This window comes from Luteibacter sp. dw_328 (assembly GCF_018449605.1).
Lineage (GTDB): Bacteria > Pseudomonadota > Gammaproteobacteria > Xanthomonadales > Rhodanobacteraceae > Luteibacter.
The window spans coordinates 60,613-78,215 of the sequence record NZ_JAAVUW010000005.1 but is presented as its reverse complement, the minus strand read 5'-3'; the positions used below and the strand labels follow the sequence as shown (position 1 = coordinate 78,215).

The following is a 17,603-nucleotide window of genomic DNA, read 5'->3' as shown; positions in this document are numbered from 1 at the left end:
GGTCGTCAGCGGGAGATATGTCCCCGCCAACGACGACATGGTGTCAGCCTTACGACAGCAAAGATGTCAGCTCAGGGATGATTCTTGTGCCGCGTCTCTTCGTTGGCGACATGCCGGTCATGTAGCGACTCCGCCGCCGTCTCGCCCGGATCGTCCGGTGGACGCGCTTCGAGGTCGCGATCGTTCTCGCCGCCCGGCGTGATCTTGAGGATGGAGTGACGCACCTCGCGCGCGAGGATCACTCGCGCATCGCGCACCATATCTTCCAATGCGTCGCTGAAGTCGAGTTTGCCGTTCGTGTCGGTCCAGACCACCTTCACTTCGCGCAGCTTCTGGATGAAGCCGCGGAACAAGGCCTTGTCGAAGAACTCCGGTGCCGAGAGTTCGTTGAGCAGGCCGAGGCGCTGCGCCGTGAGCGTGCAGGCGGTTTCGAGTTCGCCCGAGCTCATGGTGTGCGGGCCGTTCTTCACCAGCGCGGCGATGGCGATGTAGTAGCGCTCGAAAGCCTGCAGCATGCTGCGGGCGATCACGCGGAGCTGGTACGCGCCGTCGTCCTGGCCGGGTCCACGTTCGAGGACGCGGCCTTCGCTGCTGGCCTCGAGGATGCCGCGGCGAACGAAGAACTCGATCGTTTCCTGCACCTCGTTGGCAAACCCATCCTGGTCCCAGGGCAGGAACAGCTCGCCCTGGATGAAGGGATAGATCAGCTTGCCCAGGCGCAGCACCGACGATCGCGACATGCGGCGGTTGTTGAGGAAGCAGGCTGCCACCCACGCGGCAGCCGCGTTCAGATGAAGCACGTTGTTGCGGAAGTACGACAACAACACCGCCTGTTCGCCTTCGGTAACGAGCACGTCGCCAAGCGGGTGACGGATGCGGCGGATCCAGCCCATCTGCTCGCCGTACGCGACGATGCCCTGCGGGTTCATCGGCGTGATGGTTACGCGGTCCGAATACGGCAGTTCCTGGAACATCGACTTGGTAAGTTCGAGCTGGGCGAGCAGGTCGTTCTCGGCCATCGCATGCTTGGGCGTGGCCAGCAGGGCGAGCGCGATCAGGTTGATCGGATTGACGTCGGCCGCGCGGTTGATATTGATCTGGATGCGCTCGGCGAGGTCGTCGACCAGGTTGCTCATCCATTCCGGCTTGGCGTCGTGCTCGGCCGTCGTCACGCGCCAGTCCGGCGCGACCGAATCGAGCATGGGGGTGAGCAGGATAGGCTCGCCGAAGTTCAGCGTGACGTGGCCATAGCGCTGGCGCAGCACCTTCAGGCCGCGAATGAGGCCGAGGAGCGATTCCTTTTCCTTCGGCTTGCCGGAAAGCTCGCCTGCGTACGACTTGCCTTCCATCAGCTTCTCGTAGCCGATGTACACGGGCTGGAATAGCACCGGCCGGCGGGGCGCGCGAAGGAAGGCGCGCAGCGTCATCGCCAGCATGCCGGCACGCGGTGCCAGCAGGCGTCCGGTACGCGAACGGCCGCCTTCGATGAAGTACTCCAGCGGCACGCCGCGATCGACCAGCTGGGCGAGGTATTCGTTGAAGACCACCGAATACATCGCATTGCCCTTGAAGCTGCGGCGCAGGAAGAACGCGCCGCCACGACGGAGGATGGGGCCGACGCCGGGCAGATTGAGGTTCACGCCCGCAGCGATGTGCGGCGGCACCACGCCGGAGTAATGCAACTGATAAGACAGCAGCAGATAGTCGGTGTGGCTGCGATGACAGGGCACGTAGACCACTTCATGACCCGGCGCCGCGGCGCGGGCCTTGTCGAAGTGGTGCATGGCGATGCCGTCGTAGAGCTTGTTCCAGAAGTTGGAGAGCAGGAACGAGGTCGAGCGGACCACGGGGTGCGAATAGTCCGCCGCGATCTCGAGCGCGAAATCGCGCGCGCGCCGTTGAGCCTTCGCCAGCGTGATGTTTTCCTTGCTGGCCGTCGCCGCGATGGCATCGCGCACCGGTTCGGTGTTGAGCACCGCGTCGACCACGGTACGGCGGTGCGACAGGTCGGGGCCGATCACGGCTGCGCGAATGCGGCGGAAATGGGTGCGCAACACGCGGGCGATCTTGCGCGTGAGGCGCTCCGGGGACAGGCCGTTCGAGTCGGCCAGCACGCTACGCAGCGACACCGGTGCGGAAAAATGCACGACGGTATCCCGGCCATTGAGCAGGAGGGCGAGCATGCGGCGGAAGCGGCCGACCACCAGCCAGTTCTCGGCGAAGAGCACGCTGAACCAGCCGCTCTCACGGTTGGGCGCCCGGCCGACATAGATGGAAACGGGGACGACCTGGATATCGCGCTCCGGATCGTCCTCCAGTGCGCGGATGAGCTGGCCGATCGGTTCTTTCGGTCCACGCGCATCCGTGCGTCCGAACAGCCAGCCATGGCGGCGGCTCAGGGAAAACACCGAGCGACGACGACGGCCGGGTAGCTCCAGCAACTGCATCGGACTGGGCAGGCCAGCCTCGCGACAGGCACGTTCGAGGATCAGCGCGTCGGAAGCGCCGTCGCGCTCGATCGCGTAACAGACAGCCGCGCCGCTCACGAGGAGGGCGGTAGGCTCGGCGGGCTCACGCTTGATCCGCACCCAGGGTTCGAGAAGCCGACCCAGCAGCTTGAACCACCAGGGCGAACGGGCGACAGGGACGTGCGGATCCGCACTCATCGGAATTTCGGGCATCGTGGGATTGTACGGCTTCAGCGGGGCCGGGCGGCCGCGACCGGTGCGCCATCGTTATGCGGCGGCGGTGCGGCGGTACCGGGCAGGGCTGGCGCGCTGCCCGACGGAGCGGGTTGCGCGGGCGGGTTGAGCTGGAGGTGTTGCGCGCGGACGCTTTGCAGCAGGTCGCTGTCGTACCAGCGGCCGTCGAGCAGCACCAGGGTGGCATCGGTCTGGATGGGCTTGTCCAGCAGGATGTAGGTGATCTTCACGTGCGCCGAACCGCCGCTGTTCTCGATGGTGTCGATGCTTATCGACTCGAAGCTCTTGTCGATGGAAAGGCCATAAACGGCGAACAGGCGCTTGAAGCCCAGCCAGGCAGTCGACCAGGTGGCCATGGACTGCTCGAAGTTCATCGCATGCAGCGCGTCGGGGGTCGAAAGGTTGGCCTTGCGCGCGGTGTCCACAAGAATGCCGATCGCCTCCTTCGCCTTGGCCTGATCGCCCCAGGGTACGGTCTGCGTCCACGGTGCGACCACGTTCGCGGCTTCGCGCAGTTGCCGCTTCTGCGACGCCGTGAGCTCCTTGGCCTGGTCGATCGCCGTGAGTGCCATCGACTGCCCGACGCCGGACAGCAGTGGCATCTGGTCCTTATAGTCGCGATCGAAGCGAACCAGGGTCGGACGCAGGTCGGCGAACAACTTCTTCTCCGCATCCGGCTCGGTCAGCCGCTTTACGCCGGCCTCGAACTTGGCGCGGTCGTCGTCATCGAGCGGCTCGGTGGGCGCATTGCGTTTTACCCAGTCGGCGCGCAGCGCGGCAAAGTCCGCCGGCGGCAGCGCGTGCCGCCAGAACATGTCGAACTTGCCGTCGCGAAGCAGATCCAGCGAATCGCGCATGGCGTCTTCGGGGGAGCCGCCGCCGGGCGTGCCGGGGGCATCCTTCGGCTTGTGGTTGCAAGCGGAAAGCAGAGCGACTGCCAGCAGGAGGATCCAGGCCAGGTGCGATAGGCGGCGCATGGGGGCTTCGACGTCTTCGGAAGGCGGGGACGGGGAGCGTACAAGAAAAAACCCCGGAGGCTCATCGCCTCACGGGGTTATCCAGCCCGAGGCCGGTAAGGGAAATGGCCTTGCCCGCATTGCTTTTTGGCGCCACGGGTTTTGGCGAGGCCATAATAGTTAAATAACATTGCTAAAGCAATGCCTTAACTTAACCCATATAAGTGCATGAATTTATTGAGTACGCAGTGACTCGATCTTCTTCTGCCGGCGCTCGCCACGCGGCAGGCTGAAGTCGTTGTCGAAGAGCGCCGTCTCCCAGCTGCCGTAGGTCGGGTTCGGCAGGACGAACCAACGCTCGCCGATCCAGGCCGTATAGGGCGCCATGGCCCTGGCGCGGCCCTCGGCGTTGTTACCCAGAATATTGGCGAAGTCGCCGATCTGGTCGCCGAATTGCATCAGCACGCGATAGTTCTTCGCGACCAGCTGGCGACGGCAGCCCTTCTCGCTACCCACCTGCTCGCAACCTTCGACGAAGGTGCCCAGGCCCAGGAAGGACTCCTTGCCGGCCACCGGGAAGCCTGCCGAACGCAGGTTACCCAGCGTCGCTTCGTCCAGGTCCTTGGCGCGGTTGGAAATGTAGATCACGGCGATGCCGTGCTCGGCGGCGAACTTCGTGAAGGCGAGGGCACCGGGCATCGGCCGCGCGATGCCTTCCTTGCACCACGCTGCCCAGTCGGCTTCATTGAACTCGCCACCGGCGCGGATCAGGCGTGCCTGGTAGGGCGAGTTATCGAGCGCCGTCTCGTCGATGTCGAGTACCACGGCGGGCTTGAGGCCCTTGAGGGACGCGTGAGCCGCGCGGTCGTCCTTCGGCAGGGCGTCCCAGTTCGGATCCTGCTTCGCTTTGAGAATTTTCTCCTGCGCATCTCGGAAGGTCTGCAGGTAAATGAAGTCGTGCTCACTGGCGTTCTGCGACCAGGCCACCGCATTCAGGTTGTCATCAGCGGTGGCGCCGGTGATAGCGGGAGCCGCGACAGGTGCGGGCGGGGCGGGTGCCGCAGCAGGCCCGGCATGGGGCGTGGCTGCGCAACCGGTGAGCACCAGTGCCGCGGCGAACGCGGCCGGAACGAACTTCATCATGAAAACCCCTTGCGAAACAGGCAACGTCGCCCGTGGGCCGGCGATTGTCCGGGGAGTTTACGACAGCGTGACGACGGGACGCACGCCTCTGGCGCAACGACCCTGCGTGCTGACAGACTGCGGCCTCATTCACGACGAGGTCTCTATGGACGTCGCCAGTCCGCGCACTCACGCCATCCGCATCGCCAGCTACATCGCGATGGGGCTCGGTCTTTTCCTCGTGCTTTACTTGCGGCTGCTGCCGGCGCTGCTCGCTGGCTTGCTCGTTTACGAGGTGGTGGTGTCCGTGGCACCCCTGATGGGTCGTCGATTGTCAGGCGATCGTGCGCGCGTGCTCGCCGTCGCCCTGGTCGCCGTCATCGTCGTCGGCCTGCTGACCCTGCTCATCCTTGGTGGGATCAGTTTCTTCCGCAACGAAATCGGCAATCCCGAAGATCTGTGGCAGAACAAGCTGATGCCCCTGGTTGAGCGCGCTCGTGAGCAGATGCCCCAGGCGGTCGTCGCCCGCTTGCCGGAAAGCGTGGACGCGCTGCGCGTGACCGCGCTCGACTGGGCACGCAGCAATGCGGTGACCCTGCAGCTTGCAGGCAAAGAAGCGGCGCGAGTCCTCGTGCACATTCTCATCGGCCTCGTGCTCGGTGCGATCGTGGCGTTGAGTCGCACCCGGCCGTCGCACCAGGTCGGCCCGTTCGCGGCGGAGCTGAGCCTGCGCAGTGCCCGCCTGGCCGACGCGTTCCACAACATCGTGTTTGCCCAGATCAAGATCTCGCTGGTCAACACCCTCCTCACCGCCATCTACCTGCTCTGCATCCTGCCTTTATTCGGCGTGCACCTGCCGTTGACGAAAACGCTGATCGTGATCACCTTCCTGGTGGGCCTCTTGCCAGTGATCGGCAACCTGTTGTCCAACACGGCGATCACCATCGTCGGCCTGTCGGTGTCGCTGTCTGTCGGCATCGGTGCGCTGGCCTTCCTCGTCGTCATCCACAAGCTCGAGTACTTCCTCAATGCCCGCATCGTCGGCAGCCAGATCCGGGCGCGTGCCTGGGAACTCCTGGTCGCCATGTTGCTTTGCGAAGCGGCTTTCGGGCTTCCGGGCCTCGTGGCGGCGCCGATCTTCTACGCGTACCTGAAATCTGAACTGGAAGCCGAGCGCTTGATCTAGCGTTCATCGCCGGCCTGCTGGAATCCCGCCAACTTCAAGGAGTGACAGCATGGTCAGTACGCCGGGCGATTCGCGCCTCATCCGCATCGCCACCTACGTCCTTGCGGCGTTGGCGCTCTGGGGCGTGCTCATGCTCCACCTGGTATCGGCCCTGCTGGCCGGTCTGCTGGTGTACGAGGTGGTCGAAGCGCTCACGCCGCTGATTCGTCGCGTCGTTCCCGGTGAGCGCGCGCGGCCGATCGCGGTCGGTTTCGTGGCGATCGTCGTGGTTGGAGCACTCATCCTGATTGTCGTCGCCGCGCTGGGCTTCTACCGCCGCGACATCGGTGATCCGCAGGAGCTTTGGGACGCCAAGCTGCTGCCGTTGTTCGACAAGGCCCACGAGCAGCTACCGGCCTGGCTCACCTCACGCCTGCCGGATAGCTTCGGCGACTTCCGCGAACGGGGAATGGGCTGGGCCCACGAGCACGCGGGCGATCTGAAGTTGATGGGCACCACGGCGGCGCGCGTCTTTGCGCACATCCTCATCGGCCTGGTGCTCGGCGCCATCGTCGCCATTTCGCATGGCTCAGGCGGACGTCCGGCGCGGCCGTTGTCGTTCGAGCTGTCGACCCGGGCGATGCGTCTTGCCGAAGCCTTTCACAACATCATCTTCGCCCAACTGAAGATCTCGGCGATCAACACTACGCTCGCCGCATTGTTCCTGTTGGCTGGCTTGCCGATGTTCGGCATCCACGTACCGCTGGCCAAGACCCTGGTCATCCTTACCTTTGTCGTCGGGCTCCTGCCGGTGGTCGGCAACCTGATCTCCAACGTATTGATCACGATTGCCGGCCTGTCGGTGTCCTTGTGGGTGGGTGTCGCCGCGCTCGGCTTCCTGATCGTGGTGCACAAGCTGGAATACTTTCTCAACGCGAAGATCGTCGGTGGGCAGATCCGTGCGCGTACCTGGGAGTTGCTCATCGCAATGCTGGTGTTCGAGGCAGCGTTCGGGCTGGCGGGGTTGGTTGCCGCGCCCATCTACTATGCCTACCTGAAGAGCGAGCTCGAGGCCGAAGAGCTGATCTGAGGGGCGGAATCAGGTGCCGCCGGCGAGCATGGCGCGGATGCGCGCCATGTGGGTGGCGGCGGTTTCCATCTTCACTTCGGCATCGGCTTCGGGATCCTTGCCGTCCCAGTGGAGATCATCCTGCGGCAGTTCCTCGAGGAAGCGACTCGGATCGTTCGAGAGGACCTCGCCGTACTTGCGCGACCGGGCCGAGAACGACAGCGTCAGCATCTCCTTGGCGCGCGTGATGCCGACGTACATCAGTCGTCGCTCCTCGTCCAGGCGGCCTTCGTCGATCGCGCCTTCGTGCGGCAACGTGCCGTCTTCGCAGCCGACGATGAAGACGAAGCGAAACTCCAGGCCTTTGGCCGAGTGCAACGTCATCATGCGCAGGGCGTTGCCCGGATCGTCTCGGTCGGCATGACTGAGCAGGGCGAGCTGGGCAGCGATGTCGCCGGTACGGCCGCCGTCCTTGCTCATGGCACGGAACCAGTCGGCCAGTTCGCGCAGGTTGCCCAGACGGCGCTCGCGCAGCACTTCATCGGGCGTCGAGGCTGCGATCTGTGCGCCGTAGCCGGTCTTCTCGATGATCGTCTGGACCAGATCAGCGGCGCTGAGGTGGTTGGCGTCGCTGCGCAACTCGTCCATCAGGCGTGAGAAGTTCGCCAGGGCGGACGCGGGACGCGAGGAGATCGTCTTCAGTACGGTATCGCTGCGTGTCGCCTCGAGCAGCGAGGCATTGCGTGTCTGCGCCATCTGGCCGAGTTTCTCGAGCGATGTCGAGCCGATTTCACGCTTCGGCACGTTGACCACGCGAAGGAAGGCAGCATCATCGGTGGGGTTGGTCAGGAGACGCAGGTAGCAGAGGATATCCTTCACTTCCGCGCGATCGAGAAAGGACAGTGCACCACTGAGGTGATACGGCACCTTGGCCAGGCGCAGCGCCTTTTCCAGCACGCGTGCCTGGAAGTTGCCGCGATACAGGATGCAGAAGTCGTCCCATCGCGCGCCCTTTTCCTTGTACTTCTCGTGCAGGCTGGAGGCGATCGCGGCGATGCGTTCGGCCTCATGGTCGTTGTCCTTGCATTCCAGCACGCGGATCGGCGGCCCTTCGACGTGGTCGCTCCACAGCTTCTTGTCGTGGACGTGCGGATTGTTCGCGATCAGCTGGTTGGCGGCGCGCAGGATGCGCTTGGCGCAACGGTAGTTCTGCTCGAGCTTGATCACGCGCAGGTTGGTGAAGTCGCGCCCGAGCTGGTCGATGTTTTCCGGGTTGGCGCCGCGCCACGCATAAATGCTTTGATCGTCGTCGCCCACGCAGGTGAAGCGTGCCTTGGGCCCGGCAATCGCCTTGAGCAGTCGGTATTGCGCGTCGTTGGTGTCCTGGTATTCGTCCACCAGCAGGTAGCGCAGGCGTTCCTGCCAGATGGCGCGCGCGTCGTCGTCGGTTTCCAGTATGCGAAGGGGCAAACGGATGAGATCGTCGAAATCCACGGCGTTGAAGGCGGCCAGGCGCTGCTGGTAGAGGTCGTAGATCGTCGCGGCTTCGATCTCGCGCGGGCTGCGTGCCGCGGCCATCGCCTCTTCCGGCGTGAGACCGCCGTTCTTCGCCTTGCCCACCAGGTTGCGGATGCCCTGGATCACTTCAGGCTTCACGCCCTTGGGCGAGAGCTCCTTGAGCATGTTGGCGCTGTCGTCGGCGTCGAGCACGGAGAATCCGCGGCGCAGCTGGGCGCGTTCATGCTCGATCTGCAGGAACTTCAACCCGAGCGCGTGGAACGTGCAGACGGTAAGCGCTTTTGCCGATTCGTCTGAAATCAGCTTGCTCACGCGCTCACGCATTTCCTTCGCCGCCTTGTTGGTGAAGGTGATCGCGGCGATCTTCTCGGCGGCCAGGTGTCGGCGCGAGATCAGGTGCGAGATTTTTTCCGTGATGACACGGGTCTTGCCGGAGCCGGCGCCGGCCAGCACGAGGAGGGGGCCGTCGCAGTATTCGACAGCCGCGTGTTGCTGCGGATTGAGCATAGGGGATCGGCCGGACAGGGCAGCGGACGAGGTCACGGATGGTAGCAGGTGGGAACCCGTCGGCGGGGTTCCGGAACAGGCTCACGGGCCACGAGACCGACCCTCGGGCCCCAGCGGTCGGGGGCTTGGCGGTACCATGTGCGGTCACGCACCGGAACGATCCGCATGGCCAAGCTTTACTTCTACTACTCGGCGATGAACGCCGGAAAGACCACCACGCTGCTGCAGAGCGCGCACAATTATCACGAGCGCGGCATGCGTACGCTCATCCTCACGCCAGCGCTGGACAATCGCTATGGCGAGGGCATCGTCGCCTCACGTATCGGCCTGCAGGCGCGGGCCATGCGATTTGCCGGGGACGAGAACCTGCTGACCATCGCGGAGCGGGACATCGACAGCCGTGGCCCCTTGCACTGCGTGCTGGTGGACGAAGCCCAGTTCCTCAGCAAGGCCCAGGTCTGGCAGCTCTCCGACGTGGTCGACAAGCTGGGTATCCCGGTGCTCGCCTATGGACTGCGCACGGATTTCCGCGGCGAACTCTTCGAAGGCAGCAAGTACCTCCTGGCCTGGGCGGACAACCTCGACGAGATCAAGACCATCTGCCACACCGGCAAGAAGGCGACCATGGTGGTGCGCGTGGATGAACATGGCCGGGCCGTGACCCAGGGCCCGCAGGTTGAGATCGGCGGGAACGACCGCTATGTCTCCGTGAGCCGCGCCGAGTTCAAGAGCATCACCGGCGGCGATGGCCGTATCGAGCTGCAGCAATCCGTGCTGCCGCTCGGCGAAAGCGACCCAGACCAAGGAAAAAGCACGTGACCGAGACGACGAATACCGCCGCCGCATGGCCGCGACCGCACTGGCAGCCCAGCAGCGAGGAAGCCGTGCTGCTTTTCTTCGTGTTCGGCGCGTTCCCCGAAGATCTCGTGATCCCCGCGGCGCGCTACGGTAGCCCCGGTCTTCCTGAAGGCGTGGAGCTTCAGCGCTTTCAGAACGCCGTGCTGGCGCGCTGGGAGGGCTACCCCCTCTCCGGCGCGCTCGGTGAACTGCTGAAGGAAGACAGCCCGGAAGCCTATGCCGCTGCGAAGGCGGCGCCGCACGTGATTGCCATTCGTGGACGTTTTCCCGATAGCGACCATCTCGACTATCTGCGCGACACCCTGGGTGTCGTGGCGGCGCTGACCGATATCGGTGGCAAGGCCGTGGTCGATCCGCAGATCCTCTCGCTCTTCGACGCCGCCACCTGGCGCGAGCACTACCTGGTACAGGGCGGCGCCCCCACGCGACATCACGTGCTGATCCTGTGCAGTCCCGAGGAGACCAAAGGCCGCTCGTGGATCCGTACGCGGGGCATGCGCAAGTTCGGTCGTCCGGACATCAGCCTGACCAACGTGCCTGATAACCAGATCGATCGCGCGGGCGCGCTATCGGAACGGTTTGTCGACCTGGGTGCCCTGGGCGCGCACTTCGAGCACCACCAGACGGTGGAAGTGGATGGCGTGAAGGGTGGCCTGACGGTCGAGCTGTCGGGTGACGAGAACGATCCGATGTTCAACAACTCCCACGCCGCCATGCGCTGGCCCGACTGAAACGTTTTGGGTCGCGTGGCTAGCGCTGGCAGCTCGGGCAATAGAACGATGCGCGCTGCCCGAGCGTCACGACACGGACCGGCGTCCCGCAAACCTTGCAGGGCTCGCCGGTCCGCCCATAGACGAACAGCTCCTGGAAGAAATAGCCCGGCGCGCCATCGGGTGCGAGAAAGTCGCGCAGCGTGGTGCCGCCGCGCGTGATGGCGTAGGCAAGGATGCGCTTCACCTCGTCGGCGAGCTTTGCATAGCGCACGCGCGACACTTTTCCCGCGGCGCGGCGCGGATCGATGCCAGCGGCGAACAAGGCTTCGCTCGCGTAGATGTTGCCCACGCCGACGACGACGGCGTTATCCATCAGGAAGGTCTTTACCGAGGCGGTGCGGCCACGCGAGAGCTTCCAGAGCAGGTCGCCGTCGAAGTCGTCGGTGAGCGGCTCCGGCCCGATACCGTCGAGCAGTTCATGGGTTTCGCCTGGCATTTGCCAGAGCAGGGCGCCGAAGCGGCGTGGATCGGTGAAACGCAGGACGCGGCCCGTGTCCATGGCGATGTCGACGTGATCGTGCTTGCCGATCGGCGTTTCCGCCGGCAGTACGCGCAGCATGCCGGACATGCCCAGATGAAGCAGGGCCGTGCCGACCTCCGTGCGCAGCAGCAGGTATTTCGCGCGCCTGTCCACGGCATCGATAACCTGGCCGGGAAGGAGGGTGGATATCTCCGCCGGGATGGGCCAGCGCAGGTCCGGACGCCTCAGCACGACGCCGGTCACGCGGTGTCCCTCGAGGTGCGGAGCGATACCGCGGCGGGTGGTTTCGACTTCGGGAAGCTCGGGCATGACCGGAAGATGGGGTGTTTCAGGTCGTCGGGCAAGCGCCAGCACGTGCGCTCATGGCACCGGCGTCAGGGTTGTCGGCAAGGCCTGGGTGCGTGGCGCACGGGGAAGTGCCTGTGCCGGGACGAAGGCGATGCGCTTTCCTACGCGCGCGTAGCGTTGCTTTCCCAGGGCGGTCATTTCGCCGAATTCGACGCGCGTGCCGTCGATCGTGAGCACGGCGATCGGTGGCGCCAGGCCAATCTTCACGGGATCGAAATCGCCAGCGGGCTTCCAGTCGGCTACGGGCGTCGCCGCCAGCGAGACCAGTTCCTCGGCGCGGCCTTCGTCGGTGGCCGTGGCATCGAGACTCACCCAGCGTCCGTTCCTGCGCTCGAACCGTTGATCGGGCAGGCCTTTGAGCGCCACGGCCATGTGTGTTGCCGCATCGGGATCGACCGACGTGAGCGTGTGCTCCTGAGCTTCCGCATTGTCGGCATGCCATTGCCAGCCGACGGCGGCGAGCAGCAGCACGAGGACCGCGATGGCAATGATCCGTCGCGTCACGTCAGCGCCTCCTTCGGCGCCATGCGATGCCCGCGCCGAGGCCTACGAGCAAGGCGGGCAGGGCGACCAGAAAGCCTAGGGTGATGGCATTGAGCCCGTCCTGCGAGAGCGAAATGACCCGGTCAGGCGCGCCGCGCGTTGGCAGGTCTACCAGAACGTCGTCGCCGAGCAGCCAGTCGACGATCCGCTCGCCGAGGGCGCGATTGCCGCCGTTCCCCAGGTAGGTGTTGGAAATGAAATCGCCATCACCGATGACGACGGCACGCTGTTCGCTTTTCGCCGGGCTCGGCGAGAGGCGGTTCAGCGCGAAGCCAAAATCCAGCGGACCTTTGAGCTCGCCGGTTTCCGGATGGAAGGCGATGGTCGAGGGCTTGTCGTTGTCGATGCCATCGAAGGCCGTCCAGCTGCGCTCGCCCGAGCGGAGGAAGGGCACGACGGCCCAGTCGTGGTCGGATACCTGGGCCAGCGCGGCGACTTGCGGAAACAGGCTGGTATCGCGGAAGCCGCGCGTGATCGCGTGGAAGGGGTAGTCACCGACCGCGACGAGGCGAGGGTCCTTCACGTTGAGCGTGCTGCCTTGTCCATCGACCAGTACGCCGGGAAGGACGCGTATGCCGAGGACATCGGCAAGTGCGCCGGTACCCAGATCCGCATTGCCCGGTTCGGTCAGCCAGAGCAGGTTGCCGCCGGAACGGACGTAGTCGACCAGCGCCGCGATGCTGCCTGCCGGCAACGACGCCGTGGGGCTGGCGAGCACGACGAGATCGGTGTGCTCGGGAACGCCCTGGGTCTGGCTGAAATTAAGGGGCACCGCGCGAATGCCGCGACGTTCTACCTGGCCCATGAAGGTGCCGAGATCGGCGTTCGCTTGGCCGTCGGCCTGACGCTCGCCGTCGCCGGTGACGAAGGCGACGACGCGCTCGCCGCCGCGCGCGAGGCGCTCGAGTGCGTTGGAAAGGTTGCGTTCGTTGATCGGGCTTTCCACACGCTGTTCGCGCCCGGCATAGCGCACGAACAAGGCACCGTTACCGGCGATACCCATCTGGCGCGACGCGACGGGATCCAGGTCCGGGTCGACGAACGAGAGTGTCAGGTCCTTCTTTTCGCGTGTGTAGCGTTCCATCACGGCGGCGACCTGCTCGCGCAAGGGGCCGGTTGGCGATAGGTAGCCGACGACGTCGACGCGCCCCTTCAGCGTGTCGAGTACGGCAACGCTCTCGGGCGCGAGGCTCGCACGCGCCCCTCGCGTCCAGTCGGCGGTCCATACGTGACGCGAGCTGAGGAACCCGAGACAGCCTGTCGCGACGACCAGGGCCAGCAGGATGAGCCAGCGATCGAGACGGCGCATTACTGACGCTCCCTGTCGCCGCCGAGGCGGCGCGTGGCGAGGATAAGCGACAGGGCGATCGCGAGTACGAACCAGATCAGGTCACTGGAGACGACGAGGCCGCGCAGCAGGTTCTGCAGATGCGTGGCCATGGTCAGCCATTCGAGGAAACCGCCGCTGATACCGGCAGCCTGCGCACCACGATCCACTGTCCACAACACCAGGGTCACGATGAGCGCCATGGCCGCCGAGATGGCCGGAAATGAAGTGGCCGCGGAGCAGGCCACGCCGATGGCGGCGAGTGTTGCCAGAAGCAGGGCTGTCCCGAGCGTCGCGGCGGCGAGCTTCCCCCAGTCGGCGGTGGATTCCGCACCGACCACCAGAGGCATCGCCAGGGTGGCCAGGAGCCAGAGACTCAGCCAGAGGAGGACGGCAAGGTATTTACCCAGGACGATCCGCCACGGTGCGAGTCCGGTCGAGGCGAGCAACGCAAGCGTACCGGTGCGGCGTTCGCCGGCCAGCAGCGACATCGTCATCAGCGGAACGACCAGGAAGGCCAGCTTGGCCAGTTCGGCCAGCAAAGGTATGGCGACCAGATCGGTGAAGCCCGGCGCATCCGCCATGCCAGCCAGTTTCACCTGATCGCCGAGGAACTGGCCGAGGCCGAGAACGAAGCTCCAGGCAAGCCAGGCAATCGTCAGGGCGGCGATCGCCCAGGCCAGAGGGCGCACGGCGAGTCGGCGCAATTCAAGTCGGGTCACGGCACCAAGGCTCATGGGCCTGCTCCCGTCGCGATGGCGAAGAAGGTGGCTTCCAGCGTCTTGCCGCCTGCCTTGTCGTGGAGCGGCGCGTCGTGGCGAAGGCGTCCCTCGTGCAGGATCGCCACCCGGTCGCACACAGCGACGACTTCACCGAGTACGTGGGTCGAAAGGATCACCGCCGCCCCGGCTGCCGCCCGCTCGCGAACCAGCTTGCGCAATTCGCCGGTCTGAACAGGGTCCAGCGCGTTGGCGGGTTCGTCGAGGATGATCAGTGCCGGATCGTGGACCAGGGCGCAGGCCACGCCGAGGCGCTGCCGCTGGCCCTGGGAGAGAACCCCTGCGAGGCGTCGCCGCAGGTCGCCCAGCTGGAGGCGGACGATCATCGCATCGGCAGACTTTCGGGCCGCCGTGCGGGAAAAGCCGCGGAGGCGGGCAAAGGCCAGGAGATGTTCCTCCACTGACAGTTCGGGCCACAGGGGCGCAGCCTCGGGCAGCCAGCCGACCAGGGAGCGGGCAATGCCGGGATGCGTCACGAAATCGCGACCGTCCAGGGTGATGCTTCCCGCTTCCGGGCGGAGCGCGCCTGCGAGCATCGACAACGTGGTGGATTTCCCGGCGCCATTGACCCCTAGCAGGCCGAGGACTTCACCACGGTTCAGGGAAAACGAAAGGTCGGTCACGGCTGCGCGGCCGGCGCGGCGACGGGAGAGACCCGCCACGTTCAGGAGCGGAAGGTCGGTCATGCGCCTACGTCGCCGAACGGCGGGCTATTTGCAGGATTCCGTGCCCAACGTGCGGGCGCGAGGGGTGGCTTCTGAACGACGGGGAGGAATCTCATGGCGCGATTGTGCGCAAACGGCTCCGTTTCCCACAACCGCCGGCTTCACATTTCGCCGAAGAACGTGCTGGTGGGTATGGAAACAGGCGGTTAGACTGCCGATATACACTTGTACTTTCCCTTCACTCCCCGCGCGGTACCGACTAAATGCTCGACACCCTGCTCGATTTCCTGGCCAACGGTCTCTCCCGCGCAAGCTGGGGCGAAATGGTGGTCTATCTGCTCGTGCTGACGCAGCTCACCATTTTCACGGTGACCCTGTATTACCACCGGAGCGCGACCCATCGCGGCGTGGATTTCCACTGGACCCTCAACGGCTTCTTCCGTTTCTGGGGCTGGCTGACGACGGGCATGGTCGTGCGCGAGTGGGTCGCTATCCATCGCAAGCACCACGCCAAGGTCGAGACCGAGGAAGATCCGCATAGCCCGCAGGTGTTCGGGATCAAGAAGGTCTTCTTCGACGGCGTCGCCCTCTACCGTGAGGCCAGCTACAACAAGGCCGACATGGAGAAGTACGGTCGCGGCACGCCTGACGACTGGTTCGAGCGCAAGCTGTTCGGCAGCCACCCGTACTGGGGCCCGACCTTGATGGCGATCATCAACGTGTCGCTGTTCGGCGTGGTCGGCCTGGCGATCTGGGCCATCCAGATGATCTGGATCCCGTTCTGGGCCGCTGGCTTCGTCAACGGCATCGGCCATTGGTGGGGCTACCGCAACTTCGAGAGCTCGGACACGGCGACGAACATCTCGCCCTGGGGTTTCTGGATCGGCGGCGAAGAGTTGCACAACAACCACCATGCTTTCCCGAGCTCGGCGAAGTTCGCACTGCGCAAGTGGGAGTTCGACATTGGCTGGGCCGCTATCTGCACTCTCCGCGCCGTAGGCCTCGCCAAGGTGCTGCGCGTCGCACCGACCCTCAATATCCGTCCTAACGTGCACCTGCCGGACGCCGAGACCCTCAAGGGTGTGCTGGCGCTGCGCTTCCAGGCCACGACCGACTACTACCGCAACGTGATCCTGCCGACCATGCGCGAAGAAGTCAGTCAGGCGGGGGACAGCGTGAAAGCCGTGCCGCGTCGCGTGCGCCGTGCACTGGCCGATGGCGGCCGCTGGCTGGACAACGATGCCCGCGAGCGCATGCATGCCGCGCTGGCCAATCGCCCGACGCTGACCACGGTGTGCGAGTTCCGCGCCCGTCTGGTGGCGCTGATGGAAGAGCGTGGCGCGGATAAGGCGCTGAAGTCGCTCCAACAGTGGATTGTCGAAGCGGAACAAAGCGGGATTCGCTCGCTGCAGCAGTTTGCTGAAAGATTGAAGGGATACTCGGCGGTGGGCGCGTAAGCGGTTCGCTCGCAGGTAGACAAAAGGCCCGCCACTGGCGGGCCTTTTTTTGGTTCATCTCGCACCTCGCGGGCTCGGCTTCGCCGTCGCTTCGTACACTTGGGCGTCTCGCGGGGAGACCTTGGTGTCCACCCTCGCTGCTCAGACACGTCCTCCGCGTTCGACAAGGAAAGGCCGCTCACGCGGCCCATGTACCTACTGGCCTACGGCCGCTCCACTTGTGCGGAACTCGCCTCGAGGGTGGACACCAAGGTCTCTCACGACGCGACGGTCAGCGGGAAGGAGAGCCGTTGGTGTGGATGTGGCCGCCCAAGCGGACCGTTACGGCGGGCGTGCTGGTACGGACGCTCCGGCTCGGTGAGCGCCTTCCTCGCCGCTGCGCCAGCTCGCGCGGCCGATCGCGACCAGCGCGCCAGGGTTGACCGTCTGGCGACGGCGACGAACCAGCAGCCGAAGCAGCGTTGCTTCGGCTCGACCCACACGAACCTCAGGGATGGGAAGAGCCTTCGGTGCCCACCCTCGAGGCGAGTTCCGCACAAGTGGAGCGGCCGTAGGCCAAATAAGTACACGGCCGCGCAGCGGCCTTTCCGGTACGAAACGCGGAGGACGTGTCTGAGCAGCGAGGGTGGGCACCGAAGGCTCTGCGCCTCGCCGCCGCGCCCCGTGCCGCCCGCGCCGCCCGCGCCCGCCCGCGCCCGCCCGCCCGCGCCCGCCTCGGCGTAAGCCGCTGATACCAGGCACTCGCGAAGCGAGATTCTCGCAGACAACAAAAAACCCGCCTTGCGGCGGGTTTCCTGAAGATCTGCAAGGCGCGAGGCGCTCTTACTTGATCTTGCCTTCCTTATATTCGACATGCTTCCGGATGACGGGGTCGTACTTCATGAACACCATCTTTTCCGGCGTGTTCTTCTTGTTCTTGTCCGTCGTATAGAAGTGCCCGGTTCCCGCGGTGGAAATCAGGCGATGCTTATCACGCTTACCAGCCATGTTCGATCTCCTTAGATCTTTTCGCCACGGGAACGGAGGTCGGCGAGCACGGCGTCGATGCCGTTCTTGTCGATCGTGCGCAGCGCGTGGTTCGAGATGCGCAGCTTGATCCAGCGGTTCTCGCTGGCGACCCAGAAACGACGCTCGTGCAGGTTCGGCAGCCAGCGGCGACGGGTGCGGTTGTTTGCGTGCGAGACGTTGTTACCGGTCTGCACACCCTTATTGGTGACTTGGCATCTACGGGCCATGGCGACCTCCTTTAGATAATTTGACCGCCCTTTGGCCAGGACGGCATCGGCCCAGCCACGACCCATGAATACGGGGCGCCACGCGATGGCTGGAGGGG

At 65.0% G+C, this 17,603-nt stretch carries 16 protein-coding genes; 5 read left to right on the top strand and 11 right to left on the bottom strand.

Features of this window, described 5'->3' with window-relative positions; genetic code table 11:
* Positions 1-71: 71 nt before the first annotated feature.
* The 3 genes from plsB to HB634_RS13065 form a co-directional block, all read right to left on the bottom strand.
* A complete protein-coding gene (gene plsB, locus HB634_RS13075) occupies positions 72-2,666 on the bottom strand; it encodes a glycerol-3-phosphate 1-O-acyltransferase PlsB (RefSeq protein ID WP_213948875.1) in 2,595 nt (864 codons plus the stop codon).
* Positions 2,667-2,698: 32 nt separating this feature from the next.
* Entirely contained in the window at positions 2,699-3,679 is a 981-nt protein-coding gene (locus tag HB634_RS13070; RefSeq protein ID WP_063573285.1) for a hypothetical protein, read from the bottom strand.
* Positions 3,680-3,892: 213 nt separating this feature from the next.
* Positions 3,893-4,801: an HAD family acid phosphatase gene (locus tag HB634_RS13065; protein WP_213948874.1), complete on the bottom strand. Its 909-nt coding sequence runs from the start codon at positions 4,799-4,801 to the stop codon at positions 3,893-3,895.
* Positions 4,802-4,946: 145 nt separating this feature from the next.
* On the opposite strand from HB634_RS13065, the gene HB634_RS13060 reads away from it, so the two are divergent.
* Together HB634_RS13060 and HB634_RS13055 are read left to right on the top strand one after the other, a co-directional pair.
* The gene (locus tag HB634_RS13060) at positions 4,947-5,966 is read left to right on the top strand and encodes an AI-2E family transporter (protein ID WP_063572071.1); all 1,020 of its coding nucleotides are present in this window, start codon (positions 4,947-4,949) and stop codon (positions 5,964-5,966) included.
* A gap of 49 nt (positions 5,967-6,015) precedes the next feature.
* Positions 6,016-7,035, top strand: a complete 1,020-nt coding sequence (locus tag HB634_RS13055) for an AI-2E family transporter (protein WP_063572072.1) — start codon at positions 6,016-6,018, stop codon at positions 7,033-7,035.
* A 9-nt stretch (positions 7,036-7,044) separates the two neighbouring features.
* Here the strand turns inward: HB634_RS13055 and HB634_RS13050 are convergent, their stop codons facing one another.
* Complete coding sequence (locus tag HB634_RS13050; protein WP_063572073.1) at positions 7,045-9,039, bottom strand: UvrD-helicase domain-containing protein; 1,995 nt, start codon at positions 9,037-9,039, stop codon at positions 7,045-7,047.
* Between the two features lie 165 nt (positions 9,040-9,204).
* Between HB634_RS13050 and HB634_RS13045 the strand changes: the two genes are divergently transcribed.
* Together HB634_RS13045 and HB634_RS13040 are read left to right on the top strand one after the other, a co-directional pair.
* The gene (locus tag HB634_RS13045) at positions 9,205-9,858 is read left to right on the top strand and encodes a thymidine kinase (protein WP_063572074.1); all 654 of its coding nucleotides are present in this window, start codon (positions 9,205-9,207) and stop codon (positions 9,856-9,858) included.
* The gene (locus tag HB634_RS13040) at positions 9,855-10,628 is read left to right on the top strand and encodes a hypothetical protein (protein WP_213948873.1); all 774 of its coding nucleotides are present in this window, start codon (positions 9,855-9,857) and stop codon (positions 10,626-10,628) included. Before HB634_RS13045 ends, HB634_RS13040 begins: the two co-directional genes overlap by 4 nt.
* A gap of 19 nt (positions 10,629-10,647) precedes the next feature.
* Here the strand turns inward: HB634_RS13040 and mutM are convergent, their stop codons facing one another.
* Genes mutM through HB634_RS13015 form a run of 5 tightly spaced genes read right to left on the bottom strand, consistent with a single transcriptional unit; the run spans position 10,648 to position 14,834 of the window.
* Complete coding sequence (mutM, locus tag HB634_RS13035) at positions 10,648-11,460, bottom strand: bifunctional DNA-formamidopyrimidine glycosylase/DNA-(apurinic or apyrimidinic site) lyase (protein ID WP_063572076.1); 813 nt, start codon at positions 11,458-11,460, stop codon at positions 10,648-10,650.
* 51 nt (positions 11,461-11,511) lie between these two features.
* Positions 11,512-12,003 carry a hypothetical protein gene (locus tag HB634_RS13030; protein ID WP_213948872.1) on the bottom strand — a complete coding sequence of 164 codons (492 nt, stop codon included), beginning with the start codon at positions 12,001-12,003 and terminating at the stop codon, positions 11,512-11,514.
* A gap of 1 nt (position 12,004) precedes the next feature.
* Entirely contained in the window at positions 12,005-13,351 is a 1,347-nt protein-coding gene (locus tag HB634_RS13025) for a DUF4350 domain-containing protein (RefSeq protein WP_213948871.1), read from the bottom strand.
* The gene (locus HB634_RS13020) at positions 13,351-14,106 is read right to left on the bottom strand and encodes an ABC transporter permease subunit (RefSeq protein WP_063573774.1); all 756 of its coding nucleotides are present in this window, start codon (positions 14,104-14,106) and stop codon (positions 13,351-13,353) included. Before HB634_RS13020 ends, HB634_RS13025 begins: the two co-directional genes overlap by 1 nt.
* Positions 14,103-14,834, bottom strand: a complete 732-nt coding sequence (locus tag HB634_RS13015) for an ABC transporter ATP-binding protein (protein ID WP_213948870.1) — start codon at positions 14,832-14,834, stop codon at positions 14,103-14,105. The genes HB634_RS13020 and HB634_RS13015 overlap by 4 nt, the downstream gene beginning before the upstream one ends.
* A gap of 242 nt (positions 14,835-15,076) precedes the next feature.
* Between HB634_RS13015 and HB634_RS13010 the strand changes: the two genes are divergently transcribed.
* Positions 15,077-16,270: a fatty acid desaturase gene (locus HB634_RS13010; RefSeq protein WP_213948869.1), complete on the top strand. Its 1,194-nt coding sequence runs from the start codon at positions 15,077-15,079 to the stop codon at positions 16,268-16,270.
* Positions 16,271-17,092: 822 nt separating this feature from the next.
* Here HB634_RS13010 and rpmG read toward each other — a convergent pair.
* Positions 17,093-17,257 (bottom strand): 50S ribosomal protein L33, encoded by a 165-nt coding sequence (gene rpmG / locus HB634_RS13005; protein WP_046966534.1) that lies wholly within the window; start codon positions 17,255-17,257, stop codon positions 17,093-17,095.
* An 11-nt stretch (positions 17,258-17,268) separates the two neighbouring features.
* Positions 17,269-17,505: a 50S ribosomal protein L28 gene (rpmB, locus tag HB634_RS13000; protein WP_046966535.1), complete on the bottom strand. Its 237-nt coding sequence runs from the start codon at positions 17,503-17,505 to the stop codon at positions 17,269-17,271.
* Between the last annotated feature and the right edge of the window lie 98 nt (positions 17,506-17,603).